This window comes from Streptomyces odontotermitis (genome assembly GCF_050510915.1).
Classification (GTDB): domain Bacteria; phylum Actinomycetota; class Actinomycetes; order Streptomycetales; family Streptomycetaceae; genus Streptomyces.
In genome coordinates this window covers 457,004-479,714 of the sequence record NZ_JBNJLS010000001.1, presented here as the reverse complement: position 1 = coordinate 479,714, position 22,711 = coordinate 457,004, and the positions used below count along the sequence as shown (strand labels likewise).

The 22,711-nt window shown below is 68.9% G+C and carries 22 protein-coding genes and 1 riboswitch; of the genes, 15 read left to right on the top strand and 7 right to left on the bottom strand.

Annotation, left to right across the window (positions count from 1 at the left end; genetic code table 11):
- Positions 1 to 2 precede the first annotated feature (2 nt).
- Positions 3 to 488, top strand: coding sequence for a MarR family winged helix-turn-helix transcriptional regulator (locus ACQB60_RS02255; protein WP_496924073.1), 486 nt, complete (start codon positions 3 to 5; stop codon positions 486 to 488).
- A 103-nt stretch (positions 489 to 591) separates the two neighbouring features.
- Here the strand turns inward: ACQB60_RS02255 and nadA are convergent, their stop codons facing one another.
- Complete coding sequence (nadA, locus tag ACQB60_RS02250; RefSeq protein WP_384841827.1) at positions 592 to 1,779, bottom strand: quinolinate synthase NadA; 1,188 nt, start codon at positions 1,777 to 1,779, stop codon at positions 592 to 594.
- Positions 1,780 to 2,028: 249 nt separating this feature from the next.
- Between nadA and erpA the strand changes: the two genes are divergently transcribed.
- On the top strand, positions 2,029 to 2,385 hold the full coding sequence (gene erpA, locus ACQB60_RS02245) for an iron-sulfur cluster insertion protein ErpA (protein ID WP_384841830.1): 357 nt from the start codon (positions 2,029 to 2,031) through the stop codon (positions 2,383 to 2,385).
- 110 nt (positions 2,386 to 2,495) lie between these two features.
- Here the strand turns inward: erpA and ACQB60_RS02240 are convergent, their stop codons facing one another.
- Positions 2,496 to 3,998, bottom strand: a complete 1,503-nt coding sequence (locus tag ACQB60_RS02240; protein WP_496924072.1) for a hypothetical protein — start codon at positions 3,996 to 3,998, stop codon at positions 2,496 to 2,498.
- Positions 3,999 to 4,160: 162 nt separating this feature from the next.
- Complete coding sequence (locus ACQB60_RS02235; protein WP_496924071.1) at positions 4,161 to 4,382, bottom strand: hypothetical protein; 222 nt, start codon at positions 4,380 to 4,382, stop codon at positions 4,161 to 4,163.
- A 131-nt stretch (positions 4,383 to 4,513) separates the two neighbouring features.
- On the opposite strand from ACQB60_RS02235, the gene ACQB60_RS02230 reads away from it, so the two are divergent.
- A complete protein-coding gene (locus ACQB60_RS02230; protein ID WP_496924070.1) occupies positions 4,514 to 5,488 on the top strand; it encodes a carbohydrate kinase family protein in 975 nt (324 codons plus the stop codon).
- A gap of 4 nt (positions 5,489 to 5,492) precedes the next feature.
- Here ACQB60_RS02230 and ACQB60_RS02225 read toward each other — a convergent pair whose 3' ends face one another.
- Complete coding sequence (locus ACQB60_RS02225) at positions 5,493 to 6,875, bottom strand: cysteine desulfurase/sulfurtransferase TusA family protein (RefSeq protein WP_496924069.1); 1,383 nt, start codon at positions 6,873 to 6,875, stop codon at positions 5,493 to 5,495.
- Positions 6,876 to 7,209: 334 nt separating this feature from the next.
- On the opposite strand from ACQB60_RS02225, the gene ctaC reads away from it, so the two are divergent.
- The 4 genes from ctaC (at position 7,210) to ACQB60_RS02205 (ending at position 11,691) form a co-directional block, all read left to right on the top strand.
- Entirely contained in the window at positions 7,210 to 8,172 is a 963-nt protein-coding gene (gene ctaC, locus ACQB60_RS02220) for an aa3-type cytochrome oxidase subunit II (RefSeq protein ID WP_384841845.1), read from the top strand.
- The gene (gene ctaD / locus ACQB60_RS02215) at positions 8,169 to 9,905 is read left to right on the top strand and encodes an aa3-type cytochrome oxidase subunit I (protein WP_384841848.1); all 1,737 of its coding nucleotides are present in this window, start codon (positions 8,169 to 8,171) and stop codon (positions 9,903 to 9,905) included. Before ctaC ends, ctaD begins: the two co-directional genes overlap by 4 nt.
- On the top strand, positions 9,902 to 10,300 hold the full coding sequence (locus ACQB60_RS02210) for a cytochrome c oxidase subunit 4 (protein WP_384841851.1): 399 nt from the start codon (positions 9,902 to 9,904) through the stop codon (positions 10,298 to 10,300). Before ctaD ends, ACQB60_RS02210 begins: the two co-directional genes overlap by 4 nt.
- 143 nt (positions 10,301 to 10,443) lie before the next feature.
- The gene (locus ACQB60_RS02205; RefSeq protein ID WP_496924068.1) at positions 10,444 to 11,691 is read left to right on the top strand and encodes a L,D-transpeptidase; all 1,248 of its coding nucleotides are present in this window, start codon (positions 10,444 to 10,446) and stop codon (positions 11,689 to 11,691) included.
- Between the two features lie 104 nt (positions 11,692 to 11,795).
- Here the strand turns inward: ACQB60_RS02205 and ACQB60_RS02200 are convergent, their stop codons facing one another.
- Entirely contained in the window at positions 11,796 to 12,197 is a 402-nt protein-coding gene (locus tag ACQB60_RS02200; RefSeq protein WP_496924067.1) for a hypothetical protein, read from the bottom strand.
- 194 nt (positions 12,198 to 12,391) lie between these two features.
- On the opposite strand from ACQB60_RS02200, the gene ctaE reads away from it, so the two are divergent.
- The 6 genes from ctaE (at position 12,392) to ACQB60_RS02170 (ending at position 19,608) form a co-directional block, all read left to right on the top strand.
- Positions 12,392 to 13,012, top strand: a complete 621-nt coding sequence (ctaE, locus tag ACQB60_RS02195) for an aa3-type cytochrome oxidase subunit III (RefSeq protein WP_030360900.1) — start codon at positions 12,392 to 12,394, stop codon at positions 13,010 to 13,012.
- 76 nt (positions 13,013 to 13,088) lie between these two features.
- Positions 13,089 to 13,898: a cytochrome bc1 complex diheme cytochrome c subunit gene (qcrC, locus tag ACQB60_RS02190; protein WP_496924066.1), complete on the top strand. Its 810-nt coding sequence runs from the start codon at positions 13,089 to 13,091 to the stop codon at positions 13,896 to 13,898.
- Positions 13,895 to 14,950 carry a cytochrome bc1 complex Rieske iron-sulfur subunit gene (qcrA, locus tag ACQB60_RS02185; RefSeq protein WP_496924065.1) on the top strand — a complete coding sequence of 352 codons (1,056 nt, stop codon included), beginning with the start codon at positions 13,895 to 13,897 and terminating at the stop codon, positions 14,948 to 14,950. The genes qcrC and qcrA overlap by 4 nt, the downstream gene beginning before the upstream one ends.
- Complete coding sequence (gene qcrB / locus ACQB60_RS02180) at positions 14,947 to 16,590, top strand: cytochrome bc1 complex cytochrome b subunit (protein ID WP_496924064.1); 1,644 nt, start codon at positions 14,947 to 14,949, stop codon at positions 16,588 to 16,590. The genes qcrA and qcrB overlap by 4 nt, the downstream gene beginning before the upstream one ends.
- 153 nt (positions 16,591 to 16,743) lie before the next feature.
- The gene (gene trpD, locus ACQB60_RS02175; protein ID WP_496924063.1) at positions 16,744 to 17,808 is read left to right on the top strand and encodes an anthranilate phosphoribosyltransferase; all 1,065 of its coding nucleotides are present in this window, start codon (positions 16,744 to 16,746) and stop codon (positions 17,806 to 17,808) included.
- Between the two features lie 104 nt (positions 17,809 to 17,912).
- A riboswitch (SAM riboswitch) is annotated at positions 17,913 to 18,030 on the top strand.
- A gap of 177 nt (positions 18,031 to 18,207) precedes the next feature.
- Complete coding sequence (locus tag ACQB60_RS02170) at positions 18,208 to 19,608, top strand: aminotransferase class V-fold PLP-dependent enzyme (protein ID WP_496924062.1); 1,401 nt, start codon at positions 18,208 to 18,210, stop codon at positions 19,606 to 19,608.
- Between the two features lie 40 nt (positions 19,609 to 19,648).
- On the opposite strand, the gene ACQB60_RS02165 is transcribed toward ACQB60_RS02170, so the two are convergent.
- Together ACQB60_RS02165 and ACQB60_RS02160 are read right to left on the bottom strand one after the other, a co-directional pair.
- Positions 19,649 to 19,930, bottom strand: coding sequence for an Lrp/AsnC family transcriptional regulator (locus ACQB60_RS02165; protein ID WP_384841876.1), 282 nt, complete (start codon positions 19,928 to 19,930; stop codon positions 19,649 to 19,651).
- A gap of 42 nt (positions 19,931 to 19,972) precedes the next feature.
- A complete protein-coding gene (locus ACQB60_RS02160; RefSeq protein ID WP_496924061.1) occupies positions 19,973 to 20,710 on the bottom strand; it encodes a rhomboid family intramembrane serine protease in 738 nt (245 codons plus the stop codon).
- Between the two features lie 174 nt (positions 20,711 to 20,884).
- On the opposite strand from ACQB60_RS02160, the gene ACQB60_RS02155 reads away from it, so the two are divergent.
- Both ACQB60_RS02155 and ACQB60_RS02150 read left to right on the top strand, forming a co-directional pair.
- Positions 20,885 to 21,124: a hypothetical protein gene (locus ACQB60_RS02155; RefSeq protein WP_384841882.1), complete on the top strand. Its 240-nt coding sequence runs from the start codon at positions 20,885 to 20,887 to the stop codon at positions 21,122 to 21,124.
- A 35-nt stretch (positions 21,125 to 21,159) separates the two neighbouring features.
- A complete protein-coding gene (locus ACQB60_RS02150) occupies positions 21,160 to 22,509 on the top strand; it encodes an NYN domain-containing protein (RefSeq protein WP_496924060.1) in 1,350 nt (449 codons plus the stop codon).
- The last annotated feature ends 202 nt before the right edge of the window (positions 22,510 to 22,711 follow it).

Sequence of the window (22,711 nt, the reverse complement as noted above, 5' to 3'; positions counted from 1 at the left end):
GGGTGAGAACCCCCTCGGTCGAGATAGAGGTCCGGGCGGCCCGCGACCTGACACCCGCGCTGTACGCGCTCTCACGCGTCCTGCGGTTCCAGGGCATGGACGAGGCGGGGCTGTGGCGACTGCCGCCCTCGGAGCTGGAGTTGATGCGCTATGTGCACGCGGAGCCGGGCGTGACGGTGAGCGTCCTCGCCCGCGAACTGGGGCTGCACGCGAGCAACGTGAGCGCGACGGTCCGCGGCCTGGTCAACCAAGGACTGCTGGAGCGCGAGAAGGACCCGAACGACGGCCGGGTGGTGCGCCTGAAGCCGACCCTCAAGGCGGAGCAGGGCATGGCCCTGATCGAGAACGCCTGGGCGGAGATCTTCGCCGACGCGCTGGCCGTGCTCAGCGACGAACAGCGGACGGCGCTCGCCGCGTCCGTCCCCGCGATGGAGGCGCTGGGTACGGCGCTGAAGGAGCGCAGAGCGCGTCAGGTGGGGGGAGCGTAGAACGCGGTAAGGGGCGCCCGCAACGGCGGACGCCCCTTACCAATGACTTCGAGTCTGATGACTTCGGGTCTGGTGAGTACGAGTCTGATGACTTCGAGCCGGACTACGGCAGCGCCAGCATCCGCTCCAGCGCCATCTTCGCGAACTGCTCGGTCTCCCGGTCGACTTCGATGCGGTTGACCAGGTTCCCCTCGGCGAGCGACTCGAGCGCCCAGACCAGGTGCGGCAGGTCGATCCGGTTCATGGTCGAGCAGAAGCACACCGTCTTGTCGAGGAAGACGATCTCCTTGTCCTCGGCGGCGAACCGGTTGGCCAGGCGCCGCACCAGGTTCAGCTCGGTCCCGATGGCCCACTTGGAACCGGCCGGTGCCGCTTCGAGGGTCTTGATGATGTGCTCGGTCGACCCCACGTAGTCGGCCGCGGCCACGACCTCGTGCTTGCACTCGGGGTGGACGAGGACGTTGACGCCCGGGATGCGCGCCCGCACGTCCTCGACGCTCTCCAGGCTGAACCGCCCGTGCACCGAGCAGTGCCCGCGCCACAGGATCATCTTCGCGTCGCGCAGCTGCTCGGCGGTGAGGCCGCCGTTCGGCTTGTGCGGGTTGTAGACGACGCAGTCGTCGAGCGACATCCCCATGTCGCGGACCGCGGTGTTCCGGCCGAGGTGCTGGTCCGGCAGGAAGAGCACCTGCTCACCCTGCTCGAAGGCCCACTCCAGGGCGCGCTTCGCGTTCGACGAGGTGCAGATCGTGCCGCCGTGCTTGCCCGTGAACGCCTTGATGTCGGCGGAGGAGTTCATGTACGAGACGGGGACCACGCGCTCGGCTATGCCGGCCTCGGTCAGCACGTCCCAGCACTCCGCGACCTGCTCGGCGGTGGCCATGTCGGCCATGGAGCACCCGGCGGCGAGGTCCGGCAGCACGACCTTCTGGTCGTCCCCGGTCAGGATGTCGGCCGACTCGGCCATGAAGTGCACGCCGCAGAAGACGATGTACTCGGCCTCCGGCTTCGCGGCCGCGTCCTTGGCCAGCTTGAAGGAGTCACCGGTGACGTCCGCGAACTGGATGACCTCGTCGCGCTGGTAGTGGTGGCCGAGCACGAAGACCTTGTCGCCCAGCTTCTCCTTGGCGGCGCGGGCGCGCTCCACCAGATCCGGGTCGGAGGGCGAGGGGAGGTCGCCGGGGCACTCCACGCCGCGCTCGCTCTTGGGGTCGGCTTCGCGGCCGAGCAGGAGCAGGGCGAGGGGAGTGGGCTGAACATCAAGGTCCTGGGCGGTGGTCACGACACGCACCCTTTCTTCTTCCGGCGGGCACACCCTCTGTCCGGGCATGCTTTTCGTCGAATTGACGTTATCTATCATAACCGCTTCACGTCAGTTTGACGATGGCGATAGTGTCGATGTGACGAATTCGCCGTTCGACTGCCCTACGGCCCCTTGATGTCCCGTGTGCGAGCATGAAGGGGAAGCCCGGAATGAATCCGGGGCCCCGCCGGTTGAACCGTCGGCAAGCAGTCTCCGTACAACCCGGGAGAGAAGCAGATGTCCGTATCGGACGAGACCACCACCGTGAGCGACGGCATCCTCCTGTCGGACGCCGCCGCGGCCAAGGTGAAGGGCCTGCTGGAGCAGGAGGGCCGGGACGACCTGGCGCTGCGCGTCGCCGTTCAGCCGGGCGGCTGCTCGGGCCTGCGCTACCAGCTGTTCTTCGACGAGCGCTCGCTCGACGGTGATGTCGTCAAGGAATTCGATGGCGTCAAGGTGGTCACCGACCGCATGAGCGCCCCGTACCTGGGCGGCGCCTCCATCGACTTCGTGGACACCATCGAGAAGCAGGGCTTCACGATCGACAACCCGAACGCCACCGGGTCCTGCGCCTGCGGCGACTCCTTCAGCTGAGCCCGGCTTGAGCTGAGACGGCGTTACGCACGAAGGGCGGCGGCCCCCTGGATTCCAGGGGGCCGCCGCCCTTCGCGCGTGCCGTACGGCTACGCGTACGGGTACGCGCGCTACTTCTGCCGCACCGTCCGGCCGCTGCCGTCCTCGACCTTCCGGTCCCCGAGCGGCTGCTTCAGATGCACGGTCTCGGTCAGCTCCTTGGCGACCATGACGCAGACCTTGCCCTTCTGCTGGGTCCCGGTCACGGTCACCTTCACGGTGTCACCGGACTCGTCCGCCTTCGCCGAGTAGGTGCTGCACACCCCGCCCCAGAAGTGCACGGTCAGCGACTTCCCGTCCGCGCTGTACGACTCGATGCGCGTGCTCGCGGGTGAGTCGTTCCCCGTGTCCCCGGGCGCCTGCGTCCGGCTCGGCTCGGGCTCGGGGGCCTTGGGCGCCGTCAGGTACTTGGGGTCGACCGCCGGGTGCGTGACCGTGAAGCTGTCCTGCCCGCCCTGCGGCTTCACCTGGAACAGCCACGACGGTACGAGGGTCTGGTGCCCCTCCACGAAGTGCACCGCGAGCCCGAAGGCCGCCCCGGTCACCGCGACCGGCTCCGGCTTCGGCGGCGCGGACGAGGGCTCGCACGGAGCCTGCTTCTTGTCGTCCTCCTGCGCCTGCGGGGCGTCGGCGTCCGAGCGCGGCACCGCCGTCGCACAGCCGCCGATCCCGACGCGCCCCGACCCGGTGCCGGACTTGTTGAGCAGCTCCAGGGTCTTCTCCGCGCCGATCACCGGATAGGTGGCGCCCTTCTCGGGAGCCTTCAACTGGCCGCTGCCGCCCACCACTTGACCGTCGGGGCCGACCTGGATGCCGGTCGACCAGCCGTACGTGGGCAGGCCGCCGATCTTCGGGTCGGCGTTCACCACCCGTACGGAGCCCATGAGCTGGCGCGCGTCCAGCTTCGCGTCGTCCTGGCCGAGCGCCTTCAGGACGGGGGTGGCCGCCTTCTTCGCGGCCTCCTCGCCGATCGCACCGCTCGGCGCGGGCTCGCCCGGAGCGACCGAGCCGCCCGAACACGCCTTGCCCTTGGGGCAGTTGTCGCTGCCGCCGGGGGCGTACCGGGAGAAGGTCCAGGTGCCCGGCGCCTGCTTGTTCACCTGGAGGGAGGGGCCCGAGCCGTCCTTGCCGGGGCCGATCTTCCAGGCGCCGTTCTCCGACGTCACGGCCCCGGTCACGCCAAGTGCCTTGGCCAGACCGGTCACTTGGTCCCGGCCGACCTCGCCCCGGGCGCGGTACACGGCGGCCGAGCCCGGTCCGTCGGGCAGGTCGCCGACCGCCTTGTAGCGGGCGCCGTTCGGGTCGGGCTCGCCGGGGGCGATGCCGTCGGTGCCGCCGGGGCTGCTGCTGGACCGGCCCTCCGTATAGCCGTCCAGGGCGAGCGGCGGGGGAGTGCCGCCGCCTCCGGCGGGTGCGCCTCGGTCGTGGCCGCCGTCGCCGCCGGACGCGGTCGCGGCGAAGTAGGCGCCGCCACCACCGACCAGCAGCACCGTCGCCGCGACCGAGGCGATGGCCAGACGGGATCGCCGCCGGGGCGGCTCGGCCGTGTCCTGAACGGGTCGCTCGGTGCTCACCGCATCGCTCCTTCGACTGCGCTGCTGTCTCTCGGGCCCCACGGGGGGTGCCCGTCGTACGTCACTTCCCCTTTACGGGGGACAGCGATGGGACGCAGCGGGGGAGCGCACGGTTCCCCTCAACGCGCGGGGCGCCTCCGGCAGTCGGAGAACGGCGCGTTCTCAGTCCCCGTATTCGGACATTCCGTCGATCAGTCGCGCGGAAGCGGTCGGGACGGTGACACCGTGGATCAGCGAGGGCGGCACCGGGGCGGCCGCGGCCGCGGCGGGCACGGCCCAGTGCGGCGCCATCCGGGCGCAGTCCCCCTGGAGTTCCTTCAGGCTGAGGTCCCCGGGGGACCAGGAAGCGGCGGCGGACTCCGGAAGAACTGTGTGCTTCGGCATGGAGCCACCGTAGGCACGCGACAGCTCCATGAAAAAGACCTACTTTCGGGTAGTTTTGCCAGTTCAGCCAGGAGGCTCCCGACCGGTAACGTGAAGCGTCACCCACCCCCTCCTCGCAGGAGACCCTCGCCGTGCGTATCGCAGTCACCGGCTCCATCGCCACCGACCACCTGATGACCTTCCCCGGCCGCTTCGCCGACCAGCTCGTCGCGGACCAGTTGCACACGGTCTCCCTCTCCTTCCTCGTCGACAACCTCGACGTCCGCAGGGGAGGGGTCGGCGCCAACATCGCCTTCGGTATGGGACAGCTCGGCACCGGCCCGGTCCTGGTGGGCGCGGCCGGCTCCGACTTCGACGAGTACCGCGCCTGGCTGGACCGGCACGGCGTGGACACCGCCTCGGTGCGCATCTCCGAGACGCTCCACACGGCCCGCTTCGTCTGCACCACGGACGCCGACCACAACCAGATCGGCTCCTTCTACACGGGCGCCATGAGCGAGGCCCGGCTGATCGAGCTGAAGACCGTCGCCGACCGCGTGGGCGGCCTCGACCTGGTGCTGATCGGCGCGGACGACCCGGAGGGCATGATGCGGCACACCGAGGAGTGCCGCTCCCGCTCCATCCCCTTCGCCGCCGACTTCTCGCAGCAGATCGCGCGCATGGACGGCGAGGAGATCCGCCTCCTGCTCGACGGCGCCACCTACCTCTTCTCGAACGAGTACGAGAAGGGCCTCATCGAGTCCAAGACCGGCTGGACCGACGCCGAGATCCTCGGCAAGGTCGGCCACCGCGTCACCACGCTCGGCGCCCGCGGCGTCCGCATCGAGCGCGTCGGCGAGGACCCCATCGAGGTCGGCACCCCGGAGGAGGAGGCCAAGGTCGACCCGACGGGCGTCGGCGACGCGTTCCGCGCGGGCTTCCTCTCGGGCCTGTCCTGGGGCGTCTCCCTGCAGCGCGCCGCCCAGGTCGGCTGCATGCTCGCGACGCTGGTCATCGAGACCCTCGGCACGCAGGAGTACCAGCTGCGCCGCGGCCACTTCATGGAGCGCTTCACCAAGGCGTACGGGGATGAGGCCGCCGCCGAGGTCCAGGCGCACCTGGCCTGACGCCTCAGCTCAGGCGGCGGACCACATAGGCGACCCCGTGGTCCGCCGCCTCCTCACCCACGTACTCCTGCTTCTGCGTCCAGCACCACGCCGGAATGTCCACCGCCGCCACCTCGTCGTCCGCGAGCACGGTGACGGTGCCGCCCACGCGCACCCGCCCGATGGCCTTGGCCAGTTCGATGACCGGCAGCGGACAGCTCATCCCGAGCGCGTCCACGGTGACGGACTCGGCTTCCCCGCCTCCGCCCCCGCCTGCGACCGGCACCCCCAGCTTCTCCCGCACACCGCGCACGACCCCCGGCAGCACCTCCAGGAACCGCTCGACCTCGGCCTCCTCGGCCCCCAGCGGCAGCGACACCCGGACGTTCCCCTCGCTCACCACGCCCATCGCCTTCAGCACATGGCTGGGCGTCAGCGTCGAGCTCGTGCACGACGACCCGGACGAGACCGAGAACCCGGCCCGGTCCAGCTCGTGCAGCACGGTCTCCCCGTCGACATAGAGACACGAGAACGTCAGCAGATGCGGCAGCCGCCGCACCGGGTCGCCCACCACCTCCACATCGGGCAGGAGCTCCGGCACCCGCGCCCGGATCCGGTCCGTCAACTCCCGCAGCCGCCCGGCCTCCCCGGCGGCCTCGGCCCGCACCGCCCGCAGCGCGGCCGCAGCCGCCACGATCGCCGGAATGTTCTCGAACCCGCTGGCCCGCCCCGACTCCCGCTCGTCGACCGGTGCCTGCGCCGCGAACCGCACTCCTTTTCGTACGACGAGCAGCCCGACCCCCGCGGGACCACCCCATTTGTGTGAACTCGCGGCCAGCAGCGACCAGTCACCGTCCACCGCCCCCCACGGCAGCGACTGCGCCGCGTCCACGAGCAGCGGCACTCCGGCCGCCCGGCACGCCTCCGCGACCGCGGCCACCGGCTGCTCCGTGCCCACCTCGTGGTTGGCCGACTGCAGACAGGCGAGCGCCGTGTCCTCGCGCAGCGCGGCGGCGAACCCCCCGGGGCTCACCGCCCCCGCCCGGTCCACCCCCACCTCGCTGACCGTCCCGCCCGCGCTCTCGTGGGCCGCGGCCGAATGGAGCACCGAGGAGTGCTCGACGGCGGACACCACCAGATGCCGTCCGACACGCCGACGCCCCGCGAGCGCCCCCGCGATCCCGGAGTGCACGGCCCGCGTCCCCGACGACGTGAAAACCAGCTCGTCCGGCCGGCACCCCACGGCCTCGGCGGCCGCCTCCCGCGCGGCGTCGAGCAGCAGCCGCGCCCGCCGCCCCTCCTTGTAGAGCCGCGCCGGATCGGCCCACCCCTCATCGAGCGCGGCGACGAGAGCCTGCCGGGCAACGGGGTGCAGGGGAGCGGAGGAGGCGACATCGAAGTAGGACACGCCGTAACGCTAAGACGTCCGGGCCGTGGGCTGCCCTACAGGGGCGCGGGGAACTGCGCGACAAGCCACGACGAGGGCGGCACCCGCCGACAGGCAAATCCCCCCACCCCGGTGGGCGCCCCGACCCCCCGTCAGAAAGCCCCAAACGGGAGGGCATCCCACCCTTCGGAGTGACCCGCGGCGCGTTAGGCACCCTCCCCGCGCGACCCCAAATAGCGTCCAGTAGGGTTTGGTCCGCATAAACATCCAAACCCCTGCCCGCAGCAGGGCGGCGACCGACCAGCGAGTAAGGCCGCAGCCGACCGCGCGGGCGAGACTCTCGGGAAGGCGCTACGTGAGTCCCAACGGCTCCGACCGCTCGTCGCGGCGCCCGATGCGGCGGAAGCTGCCGCAGGTGCTGACTGCGGGCCTGATCCTGGTGACCGCCACCGGTTGCACATATAAGGATTTCCCCCGCCTGGGTATGCCCACACCGGTGACGGAAGAGGCTCCCCGGATCCTCTCCCTCTGGCAGGGCTCGTGGGCGGCAGCGCTCGCCACGGGCGTGCTGGTCTGGGGCCTGATCCTGTGGAGCGTCATCTTCCACCGGCGCAGCCGCACCAAGGTGGAAGTCCCTCCGCAGACCCGTTACAACATGCCCATCGAGGCGCTGTACACGGTGGTCCCGCTCATCATCGTCTCGGTCCTGTTCTACTTCACGGCTCGTGACGAGTCGAAGCTCCTCGAACTCGACGCCAAGCCCGCCCACACCATCAACGTGGTCGGCTACCAGTGGAGCTGGGGCTTCAACTACGTCGAGAACGTGCCGGGCGGCGGCAAGGACAACGCCAAGACGTCCAAGGACCTGGAGGCCATCCCGGACAAGTTCCGGAAGGACTTCCCGGCCAACGCCAACGGTGTGTACGAGGTCGGTACGCCCGGTGAGCGCAACCCGCAGAACGGCAACCCCGGTCCGACCCTCTGGCTCCCCAAGGGCGAGAAGGTCCGCTTCGTACTGACTTCGCGTGACGTCATCCACTCCTTCTGGGTGGTGCCGTTCCTCATGAAGCAGGACGTCATTCCGGGCCACACCAACGCCTTCGAGGTGACTCCCAACAAGGAGGGCACCTTCATGGGCAAGTGCGCCGAGCTCTGCGGCGTCGATCACTCCCGGATGCTCTTCAACGTGAAGGTCGTTTCCCCCGAGCGCTACAAGAAGCACCTCGAGGACCTCGCCAAGAAGAACCAGACCGGTTACATCCCGGCCGGCATCGAGCAGACGGGCCACGAGAAGAACCGGGAGACGAAGACAACGTGAGCATCCTCAACGAACCTCAGGGTGCCGCGGCAGCAGACGACTCGTACGAGGACGAGCTGCCGGTACGGCGCAAGCAGCCGGGGAATGTCGTCATCAAGTGGCTGACCACCACGGACCACAAGACGATCGGCACGCTCTATCTGGTCACGTCGTTCGCCTTCTTCTGCATCGGCGGGGTGATGGCGCTCTTCATGCGCGCCGAACTCGCCCGTCCCGGCACGCAGATCATGTCGAACGAGCAGTTCAACCAGGCGTTCACGATGCACGGCACGATCATGCTGCTGATGTTCGCGACGCCGCTGTTCGCGGGCTTCGCGAACTGGATCATGCCGCTGCAGATCGGCGCGCCCGACGTGGCGTTCCCGCGGCTGAACATGTTCGCCTACTGGCTGTACCTGTTCGGCTCGCTCATCGCGGTCGGCGGGTTCCTGACGCCGAACGGTGCGGCCGACTTCGGCTGGTTCGCCTACAGCCCGCTGTCGGACGCGGTCCGCTCGCCGGGCATCGGCGCCGACATGTGGATCATGGGTCTGGCCTTCTCCGGCTTCGGCACGATCCTCGGCTCGGTCAACTTCATCACCACCATCATCTGCATGCGCGCTCCGGGCATGACGATGTTCCGCATGCCGATCTTCGTGTGGAACGTGCTGCTGACCGCCGTGCTGGTCCTGCTGGCCTTCCCGGTCCTGGCCGCCGCGCTGTTCGCCCTGGAGGCGGACCGCAAGTTCGGTGCCCATGTCTTCGACGCGTCCAACGGCGGCGCCTTGCTATGGCAACACCTCTTCTGGTTCTTCGGCCATCCAGAGGTGTACATCATCGCCCTACCATTCTTCGGAATCATTTCCGAAGTCATCCCGGTCTTCTCCCGCAAGCCGATGTTCGGTTACATGGGCCTGATCGGCGCGACGATCGCCATCGCGGGTCTGTCCGTGACGGTGTGGGCGCACCACATGTACGTCACCGGCGGCGTGCTCCTGCCGTTCTTCTCCTTCATGACGTTCCTCATCGCCGTGCCAACAGGCGTGAAGTTCTTCAACTGGATCGGCACGATGTGGAAGGGGTCACTGAGTTTCGAGACCCCGATGCTGTGGGCGGTCGGCTTCCTGATCACCTTCACCTTCGGTGGTCTGACCGGCGTCATCCTGGCCTCGCCGCCGATGGACTTCCACGTCTCGGACTCGTACTTCGTGGTCGCGCACTTCCACTACGTCGTCTTCGGCACCGTGGTGTTCGCGATGTTCTCCGGATTCCACTTCTGGTGGCCGAAGTTCACGGGCAAGATGCTCGACGAGCGCCTCGGCAAGATCACGTTCTGGACGCTGTTCGTGGGCTTCCACGGCACGTTCCTGGTGCAGCACTGGCTGGGTGCCGAGGGCATGCCGCGTCGCTACGCGGACTACCTCGCCGCCGACGGCTTCACCGCGCTGAACACGATCTCGACGATCTGCTCGTTCCTGCTCGGTCTGTCGATCCTGCCGTTCTTCTACAACATCTGGAAGACCGCCAAGTACGGCAAGAAGATCGAGGTCGACGACCCGTGGGGCTACGGCCGTTCGCTGGAGTGGGCGACGTCCTGCCCGCCGCCGCGGCACAACTTCCTCACGCTGCCGCGTATTCGTAGCGAATCCCCGGCGTTCGACCTGCACCACCCGGAGATCGCGGCGCTCGACCAGCTGCAGAACAGCGGTCACGGTGAGAAGGCGCTCGCGGGCGGCAAGGAGGCCGGCAAGTGAAGATCCAGGGCAAGATGTTCATCTGGCTGAGCGTCTTCGTCCTCGCCATGGCGATCGTCTATGGCGTGTGGTCGAAGGAGCCGGCCGGTACGACGGCGCTCTTCCTGGCCTTCGGCCTGTGCATCATGATCGGCTACTACCTGGCCTTCACGGCCCGGCGGGTCGACGCCTCCGCGCAGGACAACACGGAAGCCGACGTCGCGGACGAGGCCGGCGAGGTGGGCTTCTTCAGCCCGCACAGCTGGCAGCCGCTCTCCCTGGCCATCGGTGGCGCGCTCGCCTTCATGGGCGTCGTCTTCGGCTGGTGGCTGCTGTACTTCTCGGCCCCGATCATCATGATCGGCCTGTGGGGCTGGGTCTTCGAGTACTACCGCGGCGAGAACCAGAACCAGTAGGGACTGCTCTCCCGTCGCACCGAGGGGCCCGGACACTCCGTCAGGAGCGTCCGGGCCCCTTCGCGTGACCCGGCGTCCGGCCGCCGCCCCTCGTACGGGTCACTCGCCGCGCTGGAACTGATGAATCTTCATACCGTGTGCTCATGAGCCACTCACCTCGAATCCGCACGGTACTGAGCTGCACCCTGCTGGTGGCCGCCCTCGGGGTGGGGACCACGGCCTGCGGCAGCTCCGGCGGCCACCCGCTCTCCGCGAAGCCGTATGACGCGGCCGGCCAGATCGCCTTCAACGGCCCGGTGGGCAGCCAGAAGGCGGACCCGGACAAGCCTCTTGAGGTCACCGCTCAGGGAGAGGGCGGGCGCATCACCGACGTCACCGCCACGGACGCCCTGGGCCGCTACGTGGCGGGCGAACTCTCCGCCGACGGGGCCCGCTGGCACAGCACCACCCCCCTCGCCGCAGGCGCCCACTACTCGCTGCGGGTCAGCACCGAGGACGAGGACGGCGCACCCGGCCGCAAGGTCATGGCGTTCGACACGAACAGCGCTCCCAAGAAGAAGCGACTGGACGTCACCTTCGGCCCGGAGGACGGCAAGTACGGCGTCGGACAGCCCGTCACGGCCAAGCTCAGCGCCCCGGTGAAGGGCAAGGAGGCCCGCGCCATCGTGGAGCGCGCCCTCAAGGTCGAGTCGATGCCCGCGACGGAGGGCGCCTGGTACTGGGTGGACAGCGAGACGCTGCACTACCGCCCCAAGGAGTACTGGCCCGCCAACGCGACCATCAACGCGCACAGCAACCTCGAGGGCATCAAGGTCAACGACAAGCTGTGGGGCGGCGACGCCAAGCCCCTGAAGATGACGACGGGCGACCGCATCGAGGCGATCACGGACGCCGGTTCGCACTACATGACGGTGTACCGCAACGGCGAGGAGATCAACTCCATGCCGGTCACCACGGGCAAGCCCGGCTATTCGACCCGCAACGGCGTCAAGGTGGTCCTGGGCAAGGAGTACGTGGTCCGCATGACCAGCGCCAGCATCGGCGCCTCGGACTTCTACGACAAGCAGGTCTACTACGCGACGCGGGTCACCGATTCAGGTGAGTATGTGCACGCGGCGCCCTGGTCGGTGGGGTCGCAGGGCTACGAGAACACCAGCCACGGCTGCACCGGCATGAGCACCGACAACGCCGCCTGGTTCTACGACACGGTCCGCCAGGGCGACATCGTCAAGGTCGTCAACAGCTATGGCGAGGACATGGATCCGTTCGGCAACGGCTACGGCGACTGGAACCTGGGCTGGAAGAAGTGGCGCAGCGGCAGCGCGCTCCTGGCGGGCACCGAGGAAGGCCCGACGGCGGTCGACGCGGCCCGGCTGCGGCCGGAGGTCTGAGAGGGCGCCCACGAGGCGTACGACGGCGTGCAGAAGGGCCCGCGCGGTGAGCGCGGGCCCTTCCTCGCGTACGAGAGCCTCTCGCTGACGCCCGTGGCGGTCCGTCAGGCTTCGACGGCCAGCCGGGTGCGGAGCAGGGCGGCCAGCGCGTCGGCGAACTCCACCGGCTCGACCGGGAGGGTCACCGCCGCCTCCGCGCGGCTCCAGGTGGCGAGCCAGGCGTCCTGCGGGCGCCCCATGAGCAGCAGCACGGGCGGGCACTGGAAGATCTCGTCCTTGATCTGCCGGCACACCCCCATGCCGCCCGCGGGGACCGCCTCGCCGTCCAGGACGCAGACGTCGATGCCGCCGTGCCCGAGCTCCTTGAGGACCGCGGGCAGGGTCGCGCACTCGACGAACTCGACCTCGGGGACATCCGTCGCGGGCCTGCGTCCGGTGGCCAACCTGACCTGTTCGCGGGTGCTCGCGTTGTCGCTGTAGACCAGCACCGTGGCGGTCGGCTGCATTGTTCCTCCGATACGTCGTTGCGTCGGGCCTAGCCGTCTGTGAGATCGGGAACCGATGCGCGGATGCTACTCCTCCCGACACCCCGTCAACACCGGTTCGGACAGGCCCCTGATGGGCCATACGGGCAGGACACACCCCGTAGACACTCCGAACGGCACCCCCCGGGGTGAGGGCGGGATAAGCGACCGACATAATGTCGGTCGTGGCGACAGCAACGACAGTAGATACCGGGCACGCGCACCCGCCGGTCAATCGACCGAACCTCACCAGCGTCGGAACCATCATCTGGCTGAGTTCCGAGCTGATGTTCTTCGCGGCCCTCTTCGCGATGTACTTCACCCTGCGATCGGTGACGGGTCCTGATCACTGGAAGGAAATGGCCTCGAGCCTGAACTTCCCGTTCTCAGCGACCAACACCACGATCCTGGTGCTCTCCTCCCTCACCTGCCAGCTCGGCGTCTTCGCCGCCGAGCGCGGGGACGTGAAGAAGCTCCGGATGTGGTTCATCGTCACCTTCATCATGGGTGCGATCTTCATCGGCGGTCAGGTCTTCGAGTACACCGAGCTGGTCAAGCACGAGGGTCTCTCGCTCTCGTCGGACCCGTACGGCTCGGTGTTCTACCTGACCACCGGCTTCCACGGACTGCACGTGACAGGCGGACTCATCGCCTTCCTGCTGGTCCTCGGCCGCACCTACGCGGCCCGGAGGTTCACCCACGAGCAGGCGACCGCAGCCATCGTCGTGTCCTACTACTGGCACTTCGTCGATGTCGTGTGGATCGGCCTCTTCGCCACGATCTACATGATCAAGTAATCGGCACGCCGCTCTCCGCGGCGGACCGAACATTCCAGAAGCATCGACGCAGAAGATCCTGACACCGGGGTAATCCGTGAAAAAGCTCTCCGCACGACGACGCCATCCGCTGGCGGCGGTCGTCGTCCTACTCCTCGCGCTGGCGGCCACCGGGGGGCTGTACGCCGCGTTCGCGCCGGCGGACAAGGCGCAGGCCGATGACACCGCCCAGTCCCTCGCCATCGACGAGGGCAAGAAGCTCTACGCCGTGGGCTGCTCCAGCTGCCACGGAACCGGCGGTCAGGGCACCTCTGACGGTCCGAGCCTGGTCGGCGTCGGCGCCGCCGCGGTCGACTTCCAGGTCGGCACCGGCCGCATGCCGCTGCAGCAGCAGGGCGCCCAGGCGCCGAAGAAGAAGGTCATCTACAACCAGGCCCAGATCGACCAGCTCGCTGCGTACATCTCGTCGCTGGGCGCGGGCCCCTCCGTCCCCACGAAGAACCAGTACAGCCCGGACGGCGCGGACATCGCCAAGGGTGGCGAGCTCTTCCGCACCAACTGCGCGCAGTGCCACAACTTCACCGGTGAGGGTGGCGCGTTGACGCACGGCAAGTTCGCGCCGTCGTTGGAAGATGTCGACCCGAAGCACGTCTACGAGGCCATGCAGACCGGCCCGCAGAACATGCCGTCCTTCCCCGACACGACGATGCCGGAGAAGGAAAAGAAGGACATCATCGCGTACCTCGACGCGGTCAACAGCGACAAGACCGAGAGCCCTGGCGGTCTGAAGCTGGGCGGTCTGGGACCGGTCAGTGAAGGTCTCTTCGGCTGGATCTTCGGTCTCGGCGCCCTGATCGCGGTCGCCGTGTGGGTCGCCGCCCGGACCGCAAAGGCCAAGAAGTCATGACTACCGAAGAAATTCCAGAAGAGAACCTGCCCAGCGCGCAGGACAACGGCCACGGTGCCGTAGAGAAGGCGAAGGACAACCCCTTCGCCGACCCCGGGCTCCCGCCCCACGAGCACCGTGTGCAGGACATCGACGAGCGGGCCGCCAAGCGGTCCGAGCGCGTCGTGGCCTTCCTGTTCACGCTGTCGATGCTGGCCACGGTCGGCTTCATCGCCTCGTACGTGGCCATCAAGCCGGACAAGAGCATCTACGTCTGGCCCATCGGTCACATCAGCGGCCTCAACTTCGCCCTGGGTCTGACCCTCGGCATCGCGCTCTTCTGCATCGGCGCGGGTGCGGTCCACTGGGCCCGCACCCTGATGTCCGACGAGGAGATCGCCGACGAGCGCCACGCCATCGCGGCCGAGCCCGACGTCAAGGCCAAGGTCCTCGCGGACTTCAAGCAGGGCGCCAAGGAGTCGCAGTTCGGACGGCGCAAGCTGATCCGCAACACGATGTTCGGCGCGCTCACGCTGGTCCCGCTCTCGGGCGTCGTCCTGCTGCGTGACCTGGGCCCGCTGCCCGAGGACAAGCTGCGGCACACGCTGTGGTCCAAGGGCAAGCTGCTCGTGAACATGAACACGAACGAGCCGCTGCGGCCCGAGGACGTCCAGGTCGGCTCGCTGACCTTCGCCAAGCCCGAGGGCCTGGAGGAGAAGGACCACGACTTCCAGACCCAGATCGCCAAGGCGGCCCTGATGATCGTCCGGATCCAGCCGGGCAACATCAAGGACAAGCGCGAGCTGGACTGGTCGCACGAAGGCATCGTCGCCTTCTCCAAGATCTGCACCCACGTGGGCTGCCCGATCTCCCTGTACGAGCAGCAGACGCACCACGTCCTCTGCCCGTGCCACCAGTCCACCTTCGACCTCTCCGACGGCGCCAAGGTGATCTTCGGCCCGGCCGGTCACGCCCTGCCGCAGCTGCGGATCAGCGTGAACGACGAGGGTTACCTCGAGGCGCTCGGCGACTTCGACGAGCCCGTCGGTCCTGCCTTCTGGGAGCGCGGATGAGCACCGAGACGACGTCGGCCGGCACGGCCGACAGCCGCAAGAAGGCACCCGCCGGTGAGCGGGTCGCCGACTGGGCCGACGGCCGCCTGGGGATCTACTCCCTGGCCAAGGCCAACATGCGCAAGATCTTCCCGGACCACTGGTCCTTCATGCTCGGTGAGATCTGCATGTACAGCTTCATCATCATCATCCTCACGGGTGTGTATCTGACGCTGTTCTTCCACCCGTCGATGAACGAGGTGGAGTACCACGGCAGCTACGTCCCGCTGCAGGGTCAGCTGATGTCCGAGGCGTTCAACTCGACCATGCACATCTCCTTCGATGTGCGCGGTGGTCTGCTGATCCGGCAGATCCACCACTGGGCGGCGCTGATCTTCCTCGCCGGCATGTTCGTGCACATGATGCGCGTCTTCTTCACGGGTGCCTTCCGCAAGCCGCGTGAGATCAACTGGCTGTTCGGCTTCCTGCTGTTCGTCCTCGGCATGTTCACCGGCTTCACCGGTTACTCGCTCCCGGACGACCTGCTCTCCGGCACCGGTGTCCGCTTCATGCAGGGCGCGATCCTGTCCGTCCCGGTCATCGGCACGTACCTGTCGATGTTCCTGTTCGGCGGCGAGTTCCCCGGCGGCGACTTCGTGGCCCGGTTCTACTCGGTCCACATCCTGCTGCTGCCGGGCATCATGCTCGGCCTGATGGTGGCGCACCTGATCCTGGTCTTCTACCACAAGCACACGCAGTTCGCGGGCCCCGGCAAGTCCGAGAAGAACGTCGTCGGCATGCCGCTGCTCCCGGTCTACATGGCCAAGGCCGGAGGCTTCTTCTTCCTGGTCTTCGGTGTCATCGCGGTCATCGCGGCGATCGCCTCGATCAACCCGATCTGGGCCATCGGCCCGTACCGTCCGGACCAGGTGTCCACCGGCGCCCAGCCCGACTGGTACATGGGCTTCGCCGAGGGTCTGATCCGTGTGATGCCAGGCTGGGAGATCAACGCCTGGGGCCACACGCTCGTCCTGGGCGTGATGATCCCGCTGGCGATCTTCCCGCTGGTCCTGGTGGCCCTCGCGGTCTACCCGTTCATCGAGTCCTGGGTCACCGGGGACAAGCGCGAGCACCACATCCTGGACCGCCCGCGCAACGCCCCGACCCGTACGGCCTTCGGTGTCGCCTGGCTGACCGCGTACTTCGTGATGCTCGTCGGTGGTGGCAACGACCTGTGGGCCACGCACTTCCACCTGTCGCTGAACTCGATCACCTGGTTCGTCCGGATCTTCTTCTTCGTCGGACCGGTCATCGCCTTCATCGTCACCAAGCGGATCTGCCTCGGCCTCCAGCGCCGCGACAAGGAGAAGGTGCTGCACGGGCGCGAGTCCGGCATCATCAAGCGCCTGCCGCACGGTGAGTTCATCGAGGTCCACGAGCCGCTCAACCAGGAGCAGCTGCACACGCTCACCGCGCACGAGCAGTACGAGCCGGTCGAGATCGGCCCGACGGTCGACGAGAACGGTGTCGAGCGCAAGGTGTCCGGTTCGCAGAAGCTCCGGGCGAAGCTCTCCAAGGGCTACTACGGGGAGGACAACCAGATCCCCAAGCCCACCGTCGAGGAGTACAAGGAGATCACGAGCGGCCACGGCCACCACTGATGTTCTGACGCTCTGACCGCGAGGTCGCCACAGCGAGAGCCCTGTCCAGCTATGTGGACAGGGCTCTCCGCTGTCTGCTGGGCTGGATAGGCTGTGGCAGTACGTGTGTTCCCGCTTCCTTTCCTTTGCCCGTTGATGAATCCAGGAGCTGCTATGAGCGATGTGACCCCCGCAGGAGGCGACACCGCGGCGGCCCGTTCCTGGCCCGACGTGCTGAACGGACTGCTTGACGGGCGCGACCAGAGCGCCGACGACACGGCCTGGGCGATGGACCGCATCATGCGGGGCGAGGCGACGGACGCGCAGATCGCCGGGTTCGCCGTCGCGCTGCGGGCCAAGGGCGAGACCGTCGAGGAGATCACCGGTCTGGTGCGGGCCATGTACGACCACGCCCATGTGATCGACGTGCCGGGCCCCAGCGTCGACATCGTCGGCACCGGCGGCGACGGCGCCAAGACCGTCAACATCTCCACGATGTCCGCGATCGTCGTCGCGGGCGCCGGCGTGAAGGTCGTCAAGCACGGCAACAGGGCGGCCTCCTCGGCCAGCGGCGCCAGTGACGTACTGGAGAAGCTGGGCGTCAATCTCGACCTCACCCCGCAGCGGGTGGCCGAGGTGGCGCAGGAGGCCGGGATCACCTTCTGCTTCGCGGTGAAGTTCCACCCGGCGCTGCGTCATGTGGCGCCCGCGCGGCGGGAGCTGGGGATCCGGACGACCTTCAACTTCCTCGGCCCGCTCACCAACCCGGCCAAGGTGAAGGCCCAGGCCACCGGGGTCGCCGATGCCCGGGTGGCGCCGATCATCGCCGGGGTGCTCGCCGAGCGGGGCTCCTCCGCGCTGGTGTTCCGCGGCGACGACGGCCTGGACGAGCTCACGCTCACGGGCACCTCCCGGGTGTGGGTGGTGCGCGACGGCGCTGTCCGTGAGGAGACCTTCGACCCGCGCGACGTCGGGATCGGCGTGGTGCCCATCGAGGCGCTGCGGGGCGCCGACGCCGCGTACAACGCGAAGGTCGCGCTGCGCCTCCTCGACGGGGAGACCGGGCCGGTGCGGGATGCGGTGCTGCTGAACTCGGCGGCGGCCCTGGTGGCCCTGGAGGCGGGGGAGGGGAGCCTCGTGGAGCGGATCCGCGCGGGCATCGACAAGGCCGCCGAGTCCATCGACTCGGGCGCCGCGCGGAAGGCGCTGGAGCGCTGGGTGGCGGCGAGCAACCGCTGACACGGCATCGAGTGTGACGCAGAGCGTCGAGTGTGACGCAGGGCGCAGTCCGGATCCTGGACTGCGCCTTGCGCGTTCTTGATCGTGTGGCAAGATGCAGGGCAGGTCATGAGTGACAGCGACTACGGCCCCGGCCCGCTGTCCGGCAACCCTCCGTCCGTGGCGGGGTGCCCCGGGTGAAGACCAGGCGGTGGACAGCAAGGTCCACGGCAAGCGCGGACCCCTCGCGATCACCAGGGGTCCTGGTTTTCGAGGGAGCAGTCTCGTGAGCAAGCGAATGCGATAGGGCTTCGAAGCCCCTCTTCCGCAGACCTTTCTTCTCTTCATCACTGCGGTGCCGTCGTGCCCGAATCTGGTCCGGTACGCAGTGAACTCGCTTTTCTCTCACGGGAGTTCGCTATGTCTGTTTCCGCCGTTGCCGCCGACTCGTCCGTCTGTGCCCCGCTGCCGGTCCTCGGCCGGGACGTCACCGTTCCGCTGGTCACCGGCGGTGAGGTCACCTACGCGGCGCTCGACTACGCGGCGAGCGCCCCGGCCCTGCAGCGGGTGTGGGACGACGTGGCGGCGTACGCCCCGTACTACGGCAGCGTGCACCGCGGCGCCGGGTACCTCTCGCAGCTCTCCACCGACCTCTTCGAGAACAGCCGCAGGACGGTCGCGGAGTTCCTCGGCTGCCGCGAGGGCGACCAGGTCGTCTTCACGCGCTCGACCACCGACTCGCTCAACCTGCTCGCGGCCGCGCTGCCCGCCGACTGCCAGGTCTTCGTCTTCGAGACCGAGCACCACGCCTCGCTGCTGCCGTGGCGCGACGCCCGCGTCACCTACCTGAACGCGCCGCGCACCCCGCAGCAGGCCGTCGAGACCCTGGAGCGCGCCCTCGCCGACCGCGACCCTTCCCCGAGCTCTCAACTTCGTTCGAGCAGGGGAGGCCCCATTGGGCCCGCCCTGGTGTGCGTGACGGGTGCGTCCAACGTGACCGGTGAGCTGTGGCCGGTGCGGGAGCTGGCCGCCGCCGCGCACGCCCACGGCGCCCGGATCGTGCTCGACGCCGCGCAGCTGGCGCCCCACCACCCGGTCTCCGTCAGCGAGTTGGACGTCGACTGGATCGCGTTCTCCGGGCACAAGCTGTACGCGCCGTTCGGCTCCGGGGTGCTCGCCGGGCGGGCCGACTGGCTGCAGGGGGCCGAGCCGTACCTCGCGGGCGGCGGGGCCTCGCGGACGGTGGCGCGGCGCGCGGACGGCGGCGTCGACGTCGAGTGGCACGACACCGCCGCGCGGCACGAGGCCGGTTCGCCGAACGTCATCGGCGTCTACTCGATCGCCTCCGCCTGCAAGGCGCTCACCGAGGCCGGCTTCGACACGCTGGTCGCCCGCGAGGAGCACCTGATCGCGACGGTGCGGGCCGGGCTCGCCGAGGTGCCCGAGGTGAAGGTGCTCTCGCTGTTCGGAGACGACGCCCCGCGCGTGGGCGTCATCTCGTTCGTCGTCGAGGGCTGGAACAGCTCGCACTTCGCGGCGGCGCTCTCCGCCGAGTACGGGATCGGGGTCCGGGACGGGCTGTTCTGCGCCCACCCGCTCGTGCGCACCCTGCTGGGCAGCGAGCCGGACGAGCCCGGCGAGTGCGGGGCCCCGGAGGCCGCGCCCGGCGAGAAGTCGCTCAACGCGATCCGCGTGAGCTTCGGCGCGGGCACCCCGGACGAGCACGTGGAGCGCTTCGTGGGCGCCGTCAAGGAGCTGGTCCGGGACGGCGCGAAGTGGAACTACCGCACGGTGGAAGGGCGTTGCGTCCCGGCCGTGTGAGGGAAACCGGGACGGTGGAGGCGGTGTTCGCGCGGAGGGCTCAGCTGTCGAGCCCGATGGCGAAGGCCGCCTCCAGGTCGTGCTGGGAGTAGGTGCGGAACGCGACGTGCGTGTCCGTCCCCTCCACGCCCTTGATCTTGCTGATCTTGCCGGGGATGACGTCCGCGAGGTCGTCGTGGCGGGCCACGCGCACCATCGCGATCAGGTCGTAGGTGCCCGTCACGGAGAAGACCTCGCTGACGCTGTCCAGGGCGGCGATCGACTCGGCGATCTCCGGGATCTGGTCGACGCTGGTCTTGATGAGCACGATCGCGGTGATCACGGCTGAGTGTCTCCCTCGCTGGCCATGGCTGGACCCCTCACCTTAGCCCTCCCTTCTCCCGCCACCACCCTTGCAAAGAGCGCTTCGCGCGCACCCTCCTGTTCGTAGGCACAGCCCCCAGGCGTAGGCGAACCCCAGCGAGAAGCCCACCAGGTGCGCCAGATACGCCACCCCGTGCCCGCGTCCCCCCTGCCCCGCCGCCAGCCACTGGATCGCCACCCAGAACGGCAGCACGACCCACGCGGGAAACCGCAGCGGCAGGAAGAAGAGGAACGGGAAGAGACTGGTGACGCGGGCCTTCGGGAAGAGTCGGAGAAAGGCGCCCAACACCGCGGAGATCGCGCCGGACGCGCCCACCAGGGTCTGGTTCGAACCGGCGTGCGCCGCCGCGTAGGCGAGCAGGGCGAGATAGCCGCAGACCAGGTAGAAGAGGGCGAACTGGAGATGGCCCATGCGCTCCTCGACCATGACTCCGAAGACGTACAGGAAGAGCATGTTGCCGAGCAGATGCAGCCAGCTGGCGTGCACGAAGAGCGCGGTGCCCGGGGTGAGCGCGGCCCGCGGTACACCGCTGAACAGCTGTGCGGGTACCACGCCCCAGCGGGCGAAGTAGTCCTGCTGGGCGACCAGGAGCCGGTCGCCCGTCCCGTACACCGGGTTGAGTCCGGAGGCGGGGGAGAGCACGAAGACCAGGCAGCAGGCGGCGATCAGGGCGTACGTGACCGGGGCCGACCGGCCGCGCACGATCCGGCCCGCCTTTGCGCCCCACGTATTGATCATGAACAGAGCATGGCGTACCCGGAGCAATCAGCACAGACCGCCTCGCCGCACCCGGAGCCCCTTACAGGGCATAGGGTTACGGGCATTGAGCACCATGAGAAGTACGAGCCATGGAGCCCGACGACACAGCCGTCAGAGCCGTCAGAGACGACAGAAGGAAAGCGGACAGCCACGATGAGCGTTCCCCTGCCGACCGCCGACACCCGGTGGCGCTGCACCCTCTGCGGCAATCTCACGCGTTTTGACGTGACCCGCGCGTCGAAGGTCGTCGAGTATGTGCATCTCGACCTGGCCGGTGAGCCGAAGGTCGAGGAACGCGAGGTGGTCAGTGAGACCATCGAGTCGGTCCGCTGCCGCTGGTGCAATGCGGTGGATCAGGTGGAACTCGTGGACAGGCCGGGTGCCGGCTCCTGAGGGAGCGGGCACCCGCACAGCTAGTGGGGTGACGGATGGTGGAGACCGCAGGCGGGGAGCCGGACGACGGCGCCGCTGAGGTGCTCGACCGCCCGCTGCCCGATGGCGTGCGACGCCGGGTCATCCAGATCGTCTCGGACGGCTTCGGCGGACTCACCCTCACCGAACTGCCCGCGCAGCTGCGCCAGTACGCGCGCTTCACGCCGACCCGGCGCACCAAGTTCGCGGGCAACGCGATGGCGGCCGCCCTGGAGAGCGACCCGCTCTTCAGACAGCGCATCGGCGAACGTCTCAGAGAGTCGCAGACCGAGCTGACCGGCGCCCTGGACGCCGGTGCCCCGCCCCCGGCCGCGGACCCCCTCGACGTGGCGGCCGCGGCCTATGTGCTGCGCCCCACGGGCTGGGTGAAGCTGGTGACGGCGGCCGGCGAGGAGGCCCAGCGGGCGGACGCCGAGCGCGCCGACGAGGAGACCAGGGCCGAGCTGGACCGGCTGCGCGAGGAGCTCGCCGCGGCCCGAGGCCAGTCGAAGGCCGAGACCGAACGGCTGCGCACGGAGCTGGAATCGGCCCGCCGCGAAGCCGAATCGATGCACCGCAAGCTGCGCGGTGCGCTCAGCGACGTCAAGCGCGGTGAGGCCGCGCTGCGCAAGGCGGCAGCCGAGGCCGAGGCGGTACGGGCCGAGGGCCAGGCCCAGGTGTCGGCCGCCGAGAGCGAGACGCGGCGGCTCAAGGCCCGGCTCAGCGAGACCGAGGCGGCCCTGGAGGCCAGCCGCCGGGCCGCGCGCGAGGGGCGCAGCGTCGAGGACATGCGGGTCCGGCTGCTGCTCGACACGGTGCTCGACGCCGCGCAGGGGCTGCGCCGCGAACTCGCCCTGCCGCCCGTCTCCCTGCGGCCCGCCGAGACCGTGGACGCCGTCGAGCCCGGCCGCATGACGCCGAAGGACATCGCGGCCCGCGCCCTGTCCGAGAACGACCCGGCGATCCTGGACCAGTTGCTCGCGCTGCCGCAGGCGCACATGGTGGTCGACGGCTACAACGTCACCAAGACCGGCTACCCCACGATGCCGCTGGAGAAGCAGCGGCTGCGCCTGCTCGGTTCGCTCTCGCAGCTGGCCGCGCAGACCGGCGCCGAGGTCACCTGTGTCTTCGACGGCGCCGAGCTGGCCGCGCCGGTGCTGCTCGCGCCGCCGCGCGGGGTGCGGGTGCTGTTCTCCAAGCCCGGGGTGACGGCCGACGAGCTGATCCGTCAACTGGTGCGCGCCGAGCCGCCGGGGCGGCCCGTGGTGGTCGTCTCCACCGACCGCGAGGTGGCCGACGGGATCGCCAAGGCGGGGGCGCGGCCGGTCGCTTCGGCGGTGCTCCTGAAGCGCCTTTCGCGCGGCTGAGTGACGGTGTGCAACTCCTGTTCCCTATGCCCGAATTGGGTGCCGGACTTTCGCGACGTAGCGTCAAGTGACCGCTACTGCCTGTCGATTCTCAGTAAAGAAAACCCTTGCTGAACGGTTTTTTCTCCGTCGGGATTTGATCTGATCACAGGAAGGTCACTAGGGTCTCGCCTCGAACCTCCGCTCGGTTGATCACTCATCC